The sequence below is a fragment of the Pseudomonas ficuserectae genome, assembly GCF_024584585.1.
Lineage (GTDB): Bacteria > Pseudomonadota > Gammaproteobacteria > Pseudomonadales > Pseudomonadaceae > Aquipseudomonas > Aquipseudomonas amygdali.
In genome coordinates, this window is record NZ_CP085684.1 from 1,294,117 (window position 1) to 1,310,683 (window position 16,567).

Genomic DNA, 16,567 nt, shown 5'->3' on the forward strand with positions numbered 1-16,567 from the left:
GGAGCTGAACCATGAGCCTGCATCTGATTATCGGCGACAAACGCTATTCCTCCTGGTCGCTGCGTCCCTGGCTGGTGCTGGAAATGACCGGTGCTGCGTTCACCGATCAAGTCATCCGCCTGAACCTGCCGGACACCCGCGAGAATATTCTCAAGTACTCGCCAACCGGCAAGGTACCTGCGCTTCAGTGTGAGCACGGCACGATCATCGATTCGCTGGCGATCTGTGAATATCTGGTCGAGCGTTTCCCGGACGCCGAGCTGTGGCCGCGTGACACCGCCGCGCGTGCCCAGGCCCGTTCGGCGTGTGCGCAGATGCACAGCGGTTTCGTCAATCTGCGCTCGAACATGCCAATGGACCTGCGTCAGGATAAGGCGCTGGAAGTGATCACCGTCGACACCCAGAACGATATCGACCGTATCGTCGAGCTGTGGGCCGAATGTCGCGCTGCCGCCGCCGAAAGTGGTCCTTTTCTGTTTGGCAAGCCGAGCATTGCTGATGCGTTCTTCGCCCCGGTGGCTATTCGTCTGCGCGGCTATCACGTCCAGTTGCCGGCAGAGGCACTGGCGTATATCGAAACCATCTACCAGTGGCCCGCCTTCAAGCGCTGGCAGCAGGCAGGCCTGCAGGAGTTCTGATCGTGAAACGAGTTCATGTGGCTGCCGCCGTCATTCGTGGCGCTGACGGCAGTGTATTGATTGCCCGACGTGCCGACACTCAGCATCAAGGTGGCCTCTGGGAGTTTTCCGGTGGCAAGGTCGAAGAGGGTGAGACCGTTCAGGCCGCACTCGCACGTGAGCTTCAGGAAGAGTTGGGGATTCAGGTCACGGCAGCGCGTCCGTTGATCAAGGTCGGTCACGATTATGCGGACAAGCAGGTATTGCTGGATGTCTGGGAAGTCTCGGCATTTACCGGCGAGCCGCATGGTGCAGAAGGGCAGCCACTGGTCTGGGCGGCTCCGCGAGAGCTGCCTGACTACGACTTTCCGGCCGCCAACCAGCCGATTGTCGCTGCGGCACGTTTGCCCGGCGAGTATCTGATCACGCCTGACGGGCTGGACAATATCGAGCTGTTGCGCGGTATGCAGAAAGCCATCGCAGGCGGTATCAAGCTGGTCCAGTTGCGGGCACCGGGTGGCTATGACCCGAAGTATCGCGATCTGGCGGTGGATGCGGCCGGGCTGTGTGCCGGCAAGGCGCAGCTCATGCTCAAAGGGCCTCTGGAGTGGCTGGGCGACTTTCCGTCCGCCGGTTGGCACCTGACGGCGGAGCAGCTGCGCAAGTACGCCAGTCGTGGACGTCCGTTCCCTGAGAACCGCTGGCTGGCGGCGTCGTGCCATAACGCCGAAGAGCTGGCCCTGGCAGAGCAGATGGGCGTGGATTTCGTCACCCTGTCACCGGTTCAGCCCACCCTGACTCATCCCGATGCACTGCCGCTTGGCTGGCAGCAGGCGGCGCAACTGATTGCAGGCTTTAACAAACCGGTCTTTCTGCTGGGCGGAGTTGGCCCTTCCGAGCGTCAGCAGGCCTGGGAAAGCGGCGCACAGGGCGTGGCCGGGATCCGCGCGTTCTGGCCTGACGAAATCGTCTGAGTCGCAGAGCTGAGGCAGAGCACTCATCGTTATACACGTCCGCTTTTGACTCCGGCCGAAGGCCGTGGGAGCGGACTTGTCCGCGAAGCGTAGCCCGGTCCGCTCCCCACAAAAGCCCCTACGCTTCAACGTGAAAACGCTCCGCGTCACAAATCTGCGCCGCGCAGCCATTCGGATGCTCATCAAACCGGCTTGGGCGCGGGCTGCCAGAGGATCTCGGCAATGCCCTGTCTTCTGGCGATCAATCGAGCAGCGACGAACAGCAAATCCGACAACCTGTTGATGTACGCCAGCCCGGCGCCTTCCAGTGGCTCGACCGCATTCAGATGCTGGCAACGGCGTTCGGCACTGCGCGCCAGGCTGCGGCAGATGTGCGCTTGAGCGATCAGTGATGAGCCGCCTGGCAAGATGAAATTTTCCAGCGGCCCCAGTTCTTCATTCCATACGTCGATTGCCGCTTCCAGCCGCTCGACCTCAGCGTCCTTCAGCGCTTTGTAAGTTGGCATCGCCAGTTCGCCCCCCAGATCGAACAGCCGATGCTGGCAAGGCGCGAGCACCTCGATCACTTCGTTGAGAGCCGGCACGCTTTTGGTCTCATCGATCAGTCCGGCCAGCAACAGGCCGAGCTGGCTGTTGAGCGTATCGACCTCACCAATGGCCTCGACGCGCGGATGATCCTTGGACACCCGTCGACCGTCGCCCAGACCGGTCTCTCCGGCATCACCGGTGCGTGTGTAAATCTTCGACAAACGAAAGCCCATTGCTGCGATTCCTGATCAAGACTTGGAAATAACCTGCTGCTGAACGCTTACCTGGTTGGCCACCAGCGGTAGACGCAGCGTAAAGCAGGTGCCTGTGCCGAGAGAGGAATGCACCTCCATCTGGCCTTTATGATTATTGGTAACAATGAAATACGACACCGACAGACCCAGCCCGGTGCCCTGGCCGATTTCCTTGGTGGTAAAGAACGGTTCGAAAGTACGTTTTCGGACGTTTTCGGACATGCCGATGCCGTTGTCCTCCACCTGAATTTCGGCCCAGGGCGGGTTGAGACGGGTACGCAGGATGATGCGTCCAGGCTCCTCGCTCTCCGGGCGCTGGTGAATGGCCTGGGCGGCGTTCTTCAGCAGGTTCAGCAGCACCTGCTCCAGTTCGTTGGCGATGCACGGCACCGGACCCAGTTCCGGGTCGAACTGACGGATGATGTGCTGGCCCTTGAAGTCGAAACCGACGGTCAGGTCAAAATCGTTGCTGGCAATTTCCACTGCCTGATCGATCAATGCCGGTAAGTCGCAGGCTGACAGCTGACGACTGCTCAAGCGGCTGAAATTGAGCATGTGGCTGACAATCTTTGCTGCCCTGGCACCCGCTTGCTGGATGCCATCGAGCAGTTTTGGTACTTCGCGGCTTTCCAGGTAATGATTGACCTGCGCCAGATCGATACCGTCGGCTTCGGCCTGCTCAATGTTCTTCGGCAGTTCCGGGGACAGACGCCGCCTGATGTTCTGCACATTGTGCAGAATGGCGCCCAACGGGTTGTTGATCTCGTGGGCCATGCCCGCTGCCAGACCGCCGACAGACAACATCTTCTCCGACTGCACCATCATTTCTTCCAGCGATATACGCTGGGTGATGTCATCGATACGGATCACCACGCCACGCCCGGCATCGCCGGTCAGCGGGTAGAACGTCAGCGCATAGTGGCGCGACTCGTCGTTTTTGATCCAGGTCACGCGCTCGATCTTGGTCACGCTGTGGCGCTCGACGGTGTGCTTGATTTGCGGCAGAAACGAGCGCATCGGCTCGAAGGCCAGAAAGATCGGCTGGTTCAATGCTTCGTCCAGCGTGGTTCCGGACAGCGCTGTAGCCTCCTGATTCCATTGGGTGACATACAGTTGCTCGTCCAGCGCGATCATCGCCGAGGGCATCGAATCAATGATGCTGTTGAGGTAGTTCTGAAAGCCGGTGAGCTTCTTCTCGATCTTGCTGCGCACCTGAACTTCCAGTTCCAGTTTGCGGTTGGTGTGGCGGGTTTCCTCGGCCAGCCCCTGTGCTTGATCGTAAGCTTCCTGGGAGTCATCTCGAGCGCGCTTGAGTTGTTGCTCACGCGCTTCGATACGCGACAGCATGGTATTGAATGCCTCGGCCAGACTGCCGATTTCATCCTCGTTGCCAGGCTCTGCGCGCAGTGCGTAGTTTTCTTCGCGGGTGACCTGCCGCGACAGTTCTTCCAACTGATAAATGGGCTCTGTGATCAAGCGCCGGATCTGCCGGGCCACCACCAGCCACAGCAACACGCTGAACACCAGAATGCCCAGACTCGCGGTCAGTGTGCCGGTGTAGAACGCGGGAGGCAGCTCGCTGCTGGCAACCAGTAACATGTGCCCGGGCGGTTCGTCGCCTTTCGGTACGGTAATGACCTGCGTGCTGCGAAATTCAGTAAGCCGCCAGCTTTCGAGATCCTTGTAGTGCCTGGGCAGTTGCAGGCCCTCGCCCTGTTGCATCTGCTCAAGTCGCTCTCCGTCGTTGTCGTATATGGCCGCTGCACGTAGCGGGCCGTAGCTTTTGAGTTCCTTGAGCAAGGCACGCGCATCGGCAGGCGAGTTCAAGGCGCGCTCGTTGAGATTGGCGCTGCTGATCAGACGGCCAATGGTCTGTAGGGCCTGCGGGGCCATCGCTTCCTGAGAGATGTAATAAGCCGCGCTGATGAAGGTCAGGTTCGCAACCAGCAGCACGGTGGTCATCAGGACCAGCAGGGCGGCCAGCAGTTTCTGACCTACCGGCAGGTTTTCCAGGCGTTGGCGCAAAGGCATTGGGAAGGTCGCAGTGACATGTGATGCGAGCAGGGTAGCGCGCGCTAGTCAGTACGCAAACCCTTGTGTGCCAGATGGGCTGTCAGACGTGTCTGCAATTGCTGCAGGTGTGCTGCCGGACAGCGATGACGCACGGCCGCCGCACACGCGTAACCCAGCAGGTAGCTGATTTCGGTGCGTCGCCCGTGAAGCACGTCCTGGTACATGGATGAGTAATTGGCGGCGGTCGCATGAATGACCCGCAGCACTTCAGCATGCAAGTCATGCGCTGCCGCTGGCTGGCCGCAGCGGCCCAGCAAATCGCTCAGCTCGGCGCACAGTGTTGCGACCTCGCAGGCGTGCTCGAGCAGGCCACCATTACGGCAGTCGTGCAGGACCGTCAGCGGGTTGATCGCGCAGTTCAGGGCCAGCTTGCGCCACAGCCGCGTCAGGATGTCCGGTGTCCATTCGTGGGGAATGCCACTGGCGTGCAAGTCCTGCAGAAGTGCGGGTGCCGTCGGGTTCGATACATCGCCCAGCCAGGTGAAACCGTGGCCAGCGAACCTGACACGCCAGTCCGACTCCAGAAACGCGCCTTCGGTGCTGGAGGCGAACACGCAGCGGATGTGGGGGATTCTTGCAGCCACAGCGTCCTGACTGCCCAGGCCGTTTTGTAGCAGGATGACGTCGGCATGTGCCGCCAGACGCGGTGCCAACTGCGCAACAGCCTGCTCAGCGTCGTAGGCCTTGCAGGCGACCAGCAGCCGCTCGATGGGTTGGTGATGTTCGGCGGTCTGTGCTTCGACCGAGTACGTGTGGGCGATATCGTTTTCGACCAGTGTCACGCAACCGCCACTGGTGTTATACGCCGCCAGCCGTTCAGCATTGCGAAGAATCAGCCGCACCGGCAGACCTGCGCGCGCCATTCGCGCCGCCCACAGAGTGCCCAGACTTCCCGCGCCGAGAACATGCCATGTCACCGCCATCAGTGAGGCACGTTAAGGCGTTGAAGCGGTCTGCTGAAGGTGAAAACAAGGATGTGCATGAAAGGCTCACAGTGAATGCAGGAAAAGTCTCGTTATAATGAGCGTTCTTTCAAACCGTCAAGTCACGCGTGCCCGAATCGTGCGCACGCCGTTTATCTGGAGAACATACATGCCCTCGTTCGACGTAGTGTCCGAATTGGATAAACACGAAGTCACGAATGCCGTCGACAATGCCATCAAAGAGCTGGACCGTCGCTATGACCTCAAAGGCAAAGGCACGTTCGAGTTCAAGGAACTGACTGTCACGCTGACCGCAGAAGCAGACTTTCAGCTGGAGGCCATGATCGAAATCCTCAAGCTGGCGCTGGTCAAACGCAAGATCGACGCAAAATGCCTCGAGATCAAGGATGCCTACGCTTCGGGCAAACTGATGAAGCAGGAAGTCACCCTGCGCGAAGGCATTGACAAGGAACTGGCGAAAAAAATCGTCGCTCATATCAAAGAAGCCAAGCTCAAGGTCCAGGCCGCCATTCAGGGCGAGCAGGTGCGGGTTACCGGCAAGAAACGCGACGACCTGCAAGAAGCGATCGCAGCGCTGCGTGCCTATGATTCGGGCATGCCGCTGCAATTCAACAACTTCCGCGACTAATATTTTATTTGCACTGAAAGCCGGGGAACCCTGCGTCCCCCGGCCAGTCCGAAGCGCCTTGAGCATTGAAATGATGGCAGGCCGCCGTGGTTTCGATGGCAGTTCATGGCGGGTAAGGAGATAACGATGGATTTAAACGCAGAAGTCGGTCATCTGTGGCAAGCGTCGCAGGCCTGGATTCCGATGATCATGGAGTACGGCAGCCGCTTGCTGCTGGCAGTCGTAACGCTGTGTGTGGGCTGGTGGCTGATCAACCGGCTGACCGGAAAACTGGGCGCGTTGCTGGCCTTGCGACACGCCGACCTGGCCTTGCAGGGCTTCGTCAGCAACCTGGCGAACATCATTCTGAAAATCCTGCTGGTGGTCAGCGTCGCGTCGATGATCGGCGTCGAAACTACCTCGTTCGTGGCCGCTATCGGTGCTGCCGGCCTGGCGATTGGTCTGGCATTACAAGGCAGCCTGGCGAACTTTGCGGGTGGTGTGCTGATTCTGTTGTTCCGTCCGTTCCGTATCGGTGACTGGATCGAAGCCCAGGGTGTGTCGGGAACTGTCGACAACATCCAGATCTTCCACACCGTGCTGCGCACCGGCGACAACCGTACGGTGATCATTCCCAACGGCAACCTGTCCAACGGCATCATCACCAACACTAACCGTCAGCCAACCCGCAAGATCACCTTCGATATCGGCGTCAGCCACGATGCGGATTTGAGGAAAGCATTGCAGGTCCTGCTGGACATGGCAGACGACCCACGCGTACTAAAGGACCCGGCCCCACAGGCCGTGGTGGCAGCGCTGGGGGAGAACGCAATTACCTTGTCCCTGCGTGTCTGGACCAGCAGTGGCGATATGGGCGACGTGACGTCGATGTTCAACATCGAAGCACGCGACCGCTTGAAGGACGCAGGCATCGAGATTCCATTGCCGCAGCGGATTGTGCGGGTGGTTCAGGAATAGTTGTGAGTGCGGTATGAAAAAGCCCTGGCTCGTGAGAGTCGGGGCTTTTCTTTATTTGCAGGTTCAGGAAAAGGCTATTTTCATGATTGATGATTGTCTGCCTTCAGCGATGCCCGGGCGCTTTACCGTCTGTTGATACGAACATGCCTTTCAGCTCTCCGGCACAAAAAGTACGTTATTAACTGTAAATGTAACCGTCGTCCTCATCTTCCTCGTCGATATCTTTGAGTTTTTCTTGATGAGGCACCGGGTAAAGACCCAGTACAGCCGCTACTCCCGCAGATATGCCCATGAGGAATGGGGTCGGCTCGGGATACTGCGAAAGTTTCCGATCGGGATCCTCTGTGGGATTAACGCCGCTGCCAGCCGGGAGCTTCATTATCTTCATACCATCAGCGGTGAGAATGCAGCGAGGCGGGACTATCTTGCCTTCAAACATTTCCACTATTTCGGCGTTGGGTAAGGGGGTGAGCGGCTCACTGACCTGTGCACCCGATTCGCTATGCGTGAACAAGAACTTCTCGCCGCTTTTCTCGATACGAATCCTTGGCTGATTCTTGGGCTTTGTGGCGTAGTCACCAATCAACTCGTCACACGGGGACACTGACTCTTGCGCACAGCCCGCTAATGGAACCATCCCGGCGACTAAATGCATCCCTACGACGGCCTGACAAAAACGCGTGTACATATTTCTTCCTTGTTCCAACTGAGGGGGCAGTTCCACGTTGTTTCCTGTACTTGCGCTGCATGACCTGATCAAGAAATATCCTAAACCACTCGCACATTCAGAGCATGGCTGGCCACACCCTGACAGCCGCACGCCAGTCGATGGCCGTGCAGGACCACCGGTATGCCGTTCAGCTTTCGGGTGGGGTGGCCTTCGATAAAGGCGAATTCTCCTGAATGAAGCGGGCAGGTGGCTTTGTCGCCCAGCACGGCCGGAGGCTTGCCGTTGAGGGTGTGAGTGCCTGCCAGTTGGCAGGAAACCACTCGGCCACCACTGCTGGTGGCGTCGCCCAGGCAGACGGGGTAACTCACTCTGCAGGTGCCCCGCCGGTTGGCGAGCCGAAGGTAAACGGATCTGCGCCGCGGTTCTGGCTGTTCTTCGCTTTACGGGCTTCATCGGGCGGGCGGACCATTTGTACGGTCAGGCTGCCATCGGTGCCGGCGTAGACCACGGCGCTGACGCCGCCATCCTTGTAACTGGCGATGGTAGCCAGATTGATCTCGACCAGCGCACCGCTGACCCCGGTATTGCCCAGACGGCGACCGATGTCGTAACCCTCTTCGACATTGCCCAGCTCAAGACCGTGGCCGTCCTTGTTCAGGTCGTGCAGAGCGTTGTTCAGGGCGATTTCGGCTTCCGGGTTGTTGGTGCTGTCGTAGAACACCCGTACAGGTTTTTGACCGTCGGGCAAGGTATCCAGCGCCTGCACCCAAGCGGCTTGCAAGGCTTTGGCTTGTAAAGCAGGTTTCAAGCGCTTGCCGTTTTCATCCTGCATGGGCGCCTTGATCGGGCGGTGCAAATAGCCGAGTACCGGCGCAGCGTCGAACTCCTTGACCTGATGCTGACCCCAGCGAATAGGTAACCAAGGGGAGGGCTCGAAATTGCCGGGGCCGCGATTGCTGATGGTTTTCCAGAGGGTGGGGAGCTGGGATTGCCAGTAGGCGGTGGACATGGTGCTCGGGGCATCCGGTACCTTGGGATTATAGGTGCCTGCACCCGCTTCATACAGATTCTTGTCGCGCTCCCAGTAAAAACTCCATAGCTTGCCCAGATCGCTGTTCTTGTTTTGATTGTCCTCTGATTCATTAGTCGCGTACTGACGGATGTAGCGATCTACCCGATCCGAGCGAGTGACCAGTAGGCCTGTCATGCTTTCGAACACTGTTGGTACGACTTGAGCATTTTGCAGTCCGGGAGTACCCGCCACACGCAAGCCGTTTCGCGTGACGTCACCATCTTCACTTACGATTAGCGCCTGAGGCACTTGGGGATTATCGTCAAAAAGACGGAATAAGCGTTCAAGCATTTTTTGAGCATGGGTGGTGTTTTCAGCGTCTTGCCACAAAAACAGTGTCACACCTAAAGTAGCAGCGTTGCGCCCATTTAAAATATTGTCAGCAGCACCCGTATCCGAAGGTTGTTTGGGGGGGGCAATTGCAAACGTTGGGATGGGCCAATATGCGACCGCCTCGCCTGCTGAGTGCTTGAATGCAGCACGGATATTAATGCTCTGGGTATTCTCTCGAGAGAGTAAGGAATCCGTATAATCTTCGGGGTTTTGCGAATATATTGATGTAAAATTATTTTTCTTTTCTTTGATTTTTCGCCATACAGATGATTGATGCCATCCCCCTACGGCTAGTCCGATTCCGCGCATTTCTAAAGCGTAGGTCCGTTTTTGCAACGCCTGCTGTTCGGAAACTTGTGCTGCTACGTTAGATTTATACGCGGCTAGTTCAACCTTCTCATGAGCAACGGCTTTACCCCACCAGTGGCCGCTGTAGATCAGCAGTAAAGTGCCCAAAATGGCTGCAATGCCCCAGCGTGTTACCGAGTGTATGTCACGAAGTTCCATGTTGTTTTCCTGTGCTTTAAAGTAGGCAAGTAGGACGAACCCTATCCAGAGAAAAAGTAGTATTCCAGTTATCCAGATATACGCCTTCAGCTTGGGGCGTAGTGAGATTTTCGGTTGATGGAGCTTCACTTTTCACCACCTTTTTCAAGTGGGACGGTTACTAAAGACGGCGGCGTTAGTGATACCAGCCCAGAGGGCGGAAATATGCCTCGTTGGTAATACGCATGACTGGCTTTCACCAATGTCTGAGCTTCGACGCTAATTTTTGCCCATCCCGGTAATCTTTCAATGATTCCGAATGTAGTTTTATCTATCCTCCAATTCGCAATCGCCACCAACACCTCACGCATCTCAGGATCGTCCAGGCATTTCGCCTGCCCAATCGCAATGTCCATCGCCGTGACCCAGCGCTGATTTTCCGGGCTGCGCAACACCGCCGAGTGATAGCTGTTCGGGTCCAACTCCGGAGCCTCGGCCAGCCTTGCCCGAATTTCATTGGGGGTTTCCTCTCGCTCCAGAGCGTACCTGTCCGAGGGTTTAGGGGCGCCTTCTCCGGTCAGTCGCCGACTTTGCATGGCGCTAGTTTGATCGCCGGATGCTTTGCCTTTATTCCAGCGGTCGCGCTCTTGCTCCAAATCTATCCGGCCTGAATAGGTCCTGATATTAATCCAGTTGAACTTGGCGCTAGGATTGCCCAGTGCGGCGTTGATGCTCACATCATCGGGCTTGTCTAAGCCTGCTTTGGTGGCAGTGCCTGATTCAAACTCACCACCAAACATCTGTGGCTCATGTGGAGGGCTCAAGGGTTCGGCATTTATCAGGCACAACTGGCCCATCTCTACCGGGGCTTGCGAGATGACACCTGCCACTGTCCAGCCTCCAGGGTAGCGTGGCTCATTGTCCGCACGCAGCAGCTCATGACCTGCCGGCTTTCCGACCAGTACCGGAGCGTTGTCACGATGGCGCTTGGTCCACATGCGTTGGTAGAAACGCAACGGTTGTAATTCATTCATGGGTTGCCGGCCGTTTTTCTTGCCCAGCGTATCCCAAACGCCATACGTGCCGATGCCCTTGACGTCATCCAGAGCAACGGTGGTGTCGTCCGGGCAGAAGTACAAGTACACCTTGCCGCGATTATCGCGCTCCGGAAAAATCGCCAGATTACCGACCTTGTCCTTGCGTACACCCTGCGCCGGACTCCATTTCGGGCCGCTTCGCCCGCAATAGGTTGCAGGGTTACGCAGGTCCGACAGCGGCGGCTGGGTGTGAGGTGCCTGAGTGACTTCAGTGACAATACGCGTCAGCGTGGACAGCGTGTCGTGGCCCTTGGGTGTGACATTAGGGAACAGGCTGTAAGGCGAGTCCACCATGATCAGCGTATCCGCGCATCGCTGACCTTCATCCACCAGCAAGGCTTGCGCCAGCAACGTGATCAAGGTGCCTTGGCTGTGGCCCATGATGGTGATGGTTTCGTCCGGGGATACGCGGCGTATCTCGCGTACCAGCATGGCCAGCCGGGTAGCCGCCAGAACAAAATAACGGCGATGCGGGCCTTCGCCCATGTACAGCGTATTGGGTAGCCTTGCCTGCACCGCCTTATGAAGAAGTGTTTTATCCAAACCCTTGTCGTACATCTGCGACAGGTTGTTGGTGGCGTTGGCAAAAAAACCTCCACCTTTGCCAAAGTGCCTGTCCAGACGATTTCCGCGCACGTCCTGATACTGGTCGCGGAGCTTGGTTGGGTCGTCGTTTTTGTCCCGTTTCACCTCGCCAGGCTCGGCCCGATATCCCCAATAAAAGGGAATCATCAGGCTACGGGTTTTCGGATTCTTGGTGTCGCGTTGATAAAGATAGGTGTCGGGATCGTCCAGAATGCCCTTCTGATCGTCTTGCACATCTTCAGATGGTAGCTTTCTTAACTTTTCGTATTCAGCCCCGTACCGCCCCGCCACCAGATCCGGCCGGTCCAGTCGCTCATTCACCCCCTGACACAACCCGCTCTCCACCATGCTGTACGACGCCCCCGGGTCATTCACACCGTGCAGAAAGATCACTACGCCTGGCAAATCGCCGGGCACTTCCATTTTGCAGGTGGTGTTGAGGTTGGGGATCAGGCGCGTATTGCCTTGGGCAACGGCGTATTCATCGACGCCTTTCATTGCGCACCTCCTTTCGGTGTGCCGCTGCGTAGTGCCGATACTTGCGCCTGATGCATCATTTCGCGTTCCACGCGCTCCGTCAGTCCGTCTGCGTTCGTCATTCCTTTCACCAGGCTGCCATCTTCCAGTTTGATTTCATACGAGTGATCCGCTGCTGCCCGCGGGCTTTGTTCGCTGTGGCCGGGGTAGTGGAAGGTGACCTGCTGGGCGGCGGGGTCGCGGCCGAAAGAGGGGATCGCAGCGCTGTCGGTCTTGGGGCCGATCCAGTCGTGCTCGCTGGCGTGCACAGTGACTTTGCCTTGCGAGCCGATCTCGACGCCGCCGCCAATCTTGATGTAACTGCCGTCATCGGCGACCAGGCGAATGGTCGGCGCGGTGATGACCACTTCGCCTTCGACGGCCGAGACGTGCAGGTTTTTCTGGGCATTGAGGGCGATGTCGTCTTCCTGGGCCTGCACCAGCACTTTGCCGCGGTTGGCGATGGCGCTGATCCCCGCGTCCTGGGCGAAGGCTGACAGCCCTTTGCCCGCTTGCAGGTGCATGGCCGCGCCGCTGGTCAATTGCAGGTTGTTCTGCGCGGTGGTGTCGTGGTGTTCACCGGCATAGTGAACCTGCGAGCGCGGCGTGGCGCTGGCAATACCTGCTGCTGCGGTCATGGCCAGTACCGGGTCGCCCAAGCCGTTGCTGTCCGGCGCGGGCCATTGATTCAGCGACTGACGCAAGGCGTCGATGCCTTGAGCATCCACTGCCTGACCGCCGCGCGCGGCGGCGGTTTCGCCGAGGGATTTGAACAGCTCGCCGCACTCGGCCAGCAGTTTGAGCAGCTCTTCGCGATCCAGCTGTGAGCCTTTTGCGTCGGTACGCGCATAGGTGGTGAGCAACATGCCCTGCGCGGCACGCAGGGCGATGGCGGCATCGGTGCGCAGTTCTGCGCCGTTGCCGCGTGGCTGGGCGGTGCCGTCAGTGCGCGGGTCGGTCAGTTTGCCCAGGTTGAGGGCGGTGGCCTGATGGGTCGTGCCCATGCGCGCGCGCAGCGAGCCTGGCGTGTCATCGAACAGCAGTTCGTTGAAGCCGCTGCCTTTGTGTTCCTGGGTGCGGATCCCCGACAGCGTGCGGTTGCCGGGCAGCCCCGAGGCCTTGCTGAAGCGTGGCGGCAGATTAATGTTGTTGTAGAGCACCGACGTCACCAGAGGCCGGTCGATATCGCCCGCCAGAAAGGTCACCAGCACTTCCTGGCCGATGCGTGGCATGAACTGATGCCCGAAGCCGCTACCGGCACTGGGCATCGCCACCCTTAACCAGGTGGTGCCTTGCGGCAGGCTGTCGCCGCGCTGCCAGTGGAACCTGACCTGTATCCGCGCCAGCTCGTCAGTGAACACTTCCTCACCTTCCGGCCCGACCACGATGGCGCTCAGAGGGCCCGGAATGCTCGGGCGCGGGACGGTGATCGGATGACGGTAGGGGATTTTGTGGCGAATGCACACGAACTCGTTTGTGTAGCCCGCGGCTTCGTCCGACAGGTAATTGTTGCTGCCCTCATGCTTGACCGTTATCAGCAGAAAACTGCGATCTTCAGCAGAGCCGCGGTCATGATCAAAATGCTGGGTCAGCTCAAAGGTGTGGCCAGGGTACATGGCGCGGCAGGTACTGTTGCCGGTGAATGTCTTGCCCTGTACTTCAATGGCTTCCAGGCGCTGACGCACCAGGCGTTCACCGTCTTTGAAGGTGCCATGGCTATAGTGATCGAGCACGTCATACACTTCATACGCGTCGACGTTGCCCTGCTCATTGAGGCTCGGCATGCCGACAGGCAACTGATTACGGGGCTGCTTGTAGTCAAATGTCTGAATGGACATGCGCCCCGATTGCAGGCGTCGATGGCTGCGCCATTCGGTAATCGAGTCCGCTGTCTCGGTAACGGATGCGCTGTGATAACGAATGCTTGGCTGTTGCGGCAGGGGCGAGAGGTCACGCGAGTGATCAAGAATGATCAGCGTGTGCTTTTCCTGATTGTGATCGAAATAGAAGAACAGGCCTTCGTGTTCCAGCAACCTCAATACAAAGGTCAGATCGCTTTCACGGTATTGGGTGATGTAACTGTGCGTCTTGAGTGGCTGGCTGAGTTGAAACTCGAAGTCGGGCAATGCGCCGTAGGCCGCAAATACCGTTCGGATAACGGCTTCGATGGTCTGTTCCTGAAATATGCGCGAGTCGACGCGTCGCGAGAGCATCCATAGCCAAGGGCTTAGTGTGGCGCTGTAGCGGGCCAGGCCGCCGTCGCTGCCTTCCAGGCTGAAGGCACTGATATAACCATTGATGTAGCGCGATTCGCCGGTGGCGAGTTCTATTGCCAATTGTGCAGGCTGGCCGATCTGCGATTTGAGTTCCAGGCCGGCATCGCGGCTGATCATCGACAACTCGAAACTGAACAGCTCGGACAGGCTTTCAGTACCGGAAAAACGTTCCAGCAGGAGTTCCTGTTCGTCACGGGCAACGGTCGTCAGCTTGATCAAGCGACGGTTTTGTGGCGCAAATAGCGCCGTTAGATCCTTTAACATTGTTGCTCCGTTATATAAAACCAGCCGCTCGTTCCGCTAGAGAGTGCTGATATAGAGAGGGGCGTGAGTCTATAGACTTCTTTCCGGGGGCACACACTTAAATTGCAATGGGCCATCACCGGGCAACATTACTCCTCACGGCGCGCTGAGGTAGTGGGGAATGGCTAACGATTTCGTCGTCCAATTCATAAGAAGCTGTAGTGCGTTTCTTACGGCGTAATGAGCACGGCCATGCAGGCTGCAAGGCTTTGCTTTTAGTAGAGAGGGCTGGAGGAGTGTGATATGAAAAGCCCTGGCTCACGAGCATCAGGGCTTTTTAGTTGGCGATTACTGCAGGCTTATATTGGCCAGCGTGACGATAATGCCGATGCCCGCGACAGTGGCGGCTACTGCGTTGATGGAGAACACTGTGCGTATCTTTCTGGACAGTCTCCATGGCTTTACGGCGAACGCATAAATCAGCAGAAAGATGATCGCGAAGATTTCCACCTGCGCGAGCAGGACTACCGCACTGCCCAAGGCCATTGATCCGGAAAGGCCATCAGCGTCTCGCGACAGATAATATGTCAGCAGAGTGCCGATGATGGGTAGCCAGATCCCCAGGCTGATAAGAATCAGTGGGATGGGGTTGAAAGGGCGTGTTTGGTTTTCGGTGTCCACTTTTTTTCCTTGATGAGTGATCCGGCGATCAGGGCTTCTCAATCTCTGAAACTGCTGTCGGTGCCTCGGCCTTCGCGGTGCGTATCTCGCGGCTCCATTGCAGGATGATCATCACCAGCGTTGGAATGCCCAGTAAAGCGGTGATCAGGAAGAAATTGTGATAACCGAATTTCTCCACCACCACGCCGGAATAACCGCCCAGCAAACGCGGCAACAACAGCATGATGGAACTGAGCAGGGCGTATTGAGTGGCGGAAAACTTAAGGTTGGTGAGGCTCGACAGGTAGGCGACAAACGCCGATGTCGCCAGCCCGGAGCTGAGATTGTCCAGTGAGATGGTCAGGATCAGCATCTTCACGTTCGGGCCCATGTCCGCCAGCAACAGAAACAGGATGTTGGTCGCTGCCGAGGTGAAGCCGCCGATGAACAGGATCGGCATGATGCCGAAGCGTACGATCAGCAGACCACCGGCGCCAGCGCCCAGCAGCGTCATGATCAGGCCGAAGATCTTGCTGACACTGGCGATCTGGTCCTTGGTGAAGCCCTGGTCGATGTAGAACACGTTGGCCATGACGCCCATCACCGTGTCCGACATTCGATAGGTTGCAATCAGGCCCAGTAACAGCAGGGCCTGCCAGCGATAACGTATGATGAAGTCGTTGATCGGCGTAAGCACCGGTGCCAGCCCGCGACGACCCATTGACGACAGGCAGGCGAAGGTCAGAAGCGTATAGAGAATGGCGCGCAGGAAAGCCCGGTCTTCCAGCAGCAGGTCCATCCAGCTGGTGCCGTTGAACAGCACGCTGGCGAAGTCGGTGTTGTAAAGCTGGGTAAACATTGCCGGTACTGAAACCAGCAGCACAATGAGCACGAACACCGAGGCCAACTGGTGGGTAAAACCATAGCGCGCTGCCGACAGTTGGGTGCGCAACGGTACGGGTGGCTCGCGCATGATCAGTGTAGTGACCAGCGCTGGCAGCATCAGCAGGCCAAACAGCACATAGGTGCCGGTCCACGCCGAATGCTTGTAGGCAAAGCCTGTTGAGCCGAAACCTTCAGCGAAGTACAGCGCGCCCGCGGTCGCCAACAGTGCGGCCACCCGATAGCCGGACATATAGCTGGCGGCGAGGGCGGCCTGCTGGGTGTCCTGAGCGATTTCAAGGCGATAGGCGTCGATGGCGATGTCTTGGGTTGCGGAGGCGAAGGCCACCACCACGGCAATTGCGATCAGCCAGGATAAATGCTTCTGCGGATCGCAGAAGCCCATGCCGATCAGGCCGAGAATCACCAGACTCTGTGCCAGCACCAGCCAGGAGCGCCGCCGCCCCAGCTTGCCCAGAAACGGCAGGCGCCATTGGTCGAGTAAGGGCGACCAGACCCATTTAAAGGCGTAGGCAAGACCGATCAGGCTCGCATAACCGATGGTCTCGCGAGCAACACCGGCTTCGCGTAACCACACGGATAATGTCGAAAAGACCAGCATATAAGGCATGCCCGCAGCGAATCCGAGCAGCAGTAACACTAATGTCGACGGGCTGGCATATGCGGCGAGCGCGGCGCGCCAGGTTTTACGGGGCATGGGCTGGAATCTGCCTCAGGTTACGAAAACAAAGGGCGCACTCTAACCGCTGTG

At 58.0% G+C, this 16,567-nt stretch carries 14 protein-coding genes; 4 read left to right on the top strand and 10 right to left on the bottom strand.

The genetic code is table 11. From position 1 onward, the window contains the following. Positions 1–11: 11 nt before the first annotated feature. Positions 12–638 (top strand): glutathione S-transferase family protein, encoded by a 627-nt coding sequence (locus tag LJU29_RS05835; protein ID WP_005753980.1) that lies wholly within the window; start codon positions 12–14, stop codon positions 636–638. A 2-nt stretch (positions 639–640) separates the two neighbouring features. Continuing rightward, entirely contained in the window at positions 641–1,591 is a 951-nt protein-coding gene (locus LJU29_RS05840; protein WP_257111766.1) for a Nudix family hydrolase, read from the top strand. 182 nt (positions 1,592–1,773) lie between these two features. Here the strand turns inward: LJU29_RS05840 and LJU29_RS05845 are convergent, their stop codons facing one another. The 3 genes from LJU29_RS05845 to LJU29_RS05855 are packed head-to-tail and all read right to left on the bottom strand — an operon-like array spanning position 1,774 to position 5,369. Further along, a complete protein-coding gene (locus LJU29_RS05845; RefSeq protein ID WP_005753978.1) occupies positions 1,774–2,352 on the bottom strand; it encodes a cob(I)yrinic acid a,c-diamide adenosyltransferase in 579 nt (192 codons plus the stop codon). A 15-nt stretch (positions 2,353–2,367) separates the two neighbouring features. Continuing rightward, positions 2,368–4,404 (bottom strand): sensor histidine kinase, encoded by a 2,037-nt coding sequence (locus LJU29_RS05850; RefSeq protein WP_005780979.1) that lies wholly within the window; start codon positions 4,402–4,404, stop codon positions 2,368–2,370. A gap of 44 nt (positions 4,405–4,448) precedes the next feature. Beyond that, a complete protein-coding gene (locus LJU29_RS05855; protein ID WP_257111768.1) occupies positions 4,449–5,369 on the bottom strand; it encodes a putative 2-dehydropantoate 2-reductase in 921 nt (306 codons plus the stop codon). A gap of 169 nt (positions 5,370–5,538) precedes the next feature. Here LJU29_RS05855 and LJU29_RS05860 point away from each other — a divergent pair, with 169 nt between their 5' ends. Then, positions 5,539–6,018 (top strand): YajQ family cyclic di-GMP-binding protein, encoded by a 480-nt coding sequence (locus tag LJU29_RS05860; protein ID WP_002555031.1) that lies wholly within the window; start codon positions 5,539–5,541, stop codon positions 6,016–6,018. Between the two features lie 126 nt (positions 6,019–6,144). Next, on the top strand, positions 6,145–6,975 hold the full coding sequence (locus LJU29_RS05865; protein ID WP_003363993.1) for a mechanosensitive ion channel family protein: 831 nt from the start codon (positions 6,145–6,147) through the stop codon (positions 6,973–6,975). A 178-nt stretch (positions 6,976–7,153) separates the two neighbouring features. On the opposite strand, the gene LJU29_RS05870 is transcribed toward LJU29_RS05865, so the two are convergent. The 7 genes from LJU29_RS05870 to LJU29_RS05900 all read right to left on the bottom strand — a co-directional run bounded on the left by LJU29_RS05870 (position 7,154) and on the right by LJU29_RS05900 (position 16,513). Continuing rightward, complete coding sequence (locus tag LJU29_RS05870; RefSeq protein ID WP_257112688.1) at positions 7,154–7,663, bottom strand: hypothetical protein; 510 nt, start codon at positions 7,661–7,663, stop codon at positions 7,154–7,156. A gap of 80 nt (positions 7,664–7,743) precedes the next feature. Next, the gene (locus LJU29_RS05875) at positions 7,744–8,013 is read right to left on the bottom strand and encodes a PAAR domain-containing protein (RefSeq protein ID WP_005753965.1); all 270 of its coding nucleotides are present in this window, start codon (positions 8,011–8,013) and stop codon (positions 7,744–7,746) included. Further along, positions 8,010–9,686 (bottom strand): type VI lipase adapter Tla3 domain-containing protein, encoded by a 1,677-nt coding sequence (locus tag LJU29_RS05880; RefSeq protein WP_306459390.1) that lies wholly within the window; start codon positions 9,684–9,686, stop codon positions 8,010–8,012. The genes LJU29_RS05875 and LJU29_RS05880 overlap by 4 nt, the downstream gene beginning before the upstream one ends. Beyond that, the gene (locus tag LJU29_RS05885) at positions 9,683–11,716 is read right to left on the bottom strand and encodes a T6SS effector phospholipase Tle3 domain-containing protein (protein ID WP_257111769.1); all 2,034 of its coding nucleotides are present in this window, start codon (positions 11,714–11,716) and stop codon (positions 9,683–9,685) included. The genes LJU29_RS05880 and LJU29_RS05885 overlap by 4 nt, the downstream gene beginning before the upstream one ends. Further along, positions 11,713–14,274, bottom strand: coding sequence for a type VI secretion system Vgr family protein (locus LJU29_RS05890; RefSeq protein ID WP_257111770.1), 2,562 nt, complete (start codon positions 14,272–14,274; stop codon positions 11,713–11,715). Before LJU29_RS05890 ends, LJU29_RS05885 begins: the two co-directional genes overlap by 4 nt. A 327-nt stretch (positions 14,275–14,601) precedes the next feature. Beyond that, a complete protein-coding gene (locus tag LJU29_RS05895; RefSeq protein WP_004656474.1) occupies positions 14,602–14,934 on the bottom strand; it encodes a hypothetical protein in 333 nt (110 codons plus the stop codon). A gap of 28 nt (positions 14,935–14,962) precedes the next feature. Further along, complete coding sequence (locus tag LJU29_RS05900) at positions 14,963–16,513, bottom strand: AmpG family muropeptide MFS transporter (RefSeq protein WP_122322688.1); 1,551 nt, start codon at positions 16,511–16,513, stop codon at positions 14,963–14,965. Positions 16,514–16,567 lie beyond the last annotated feature (54 nt).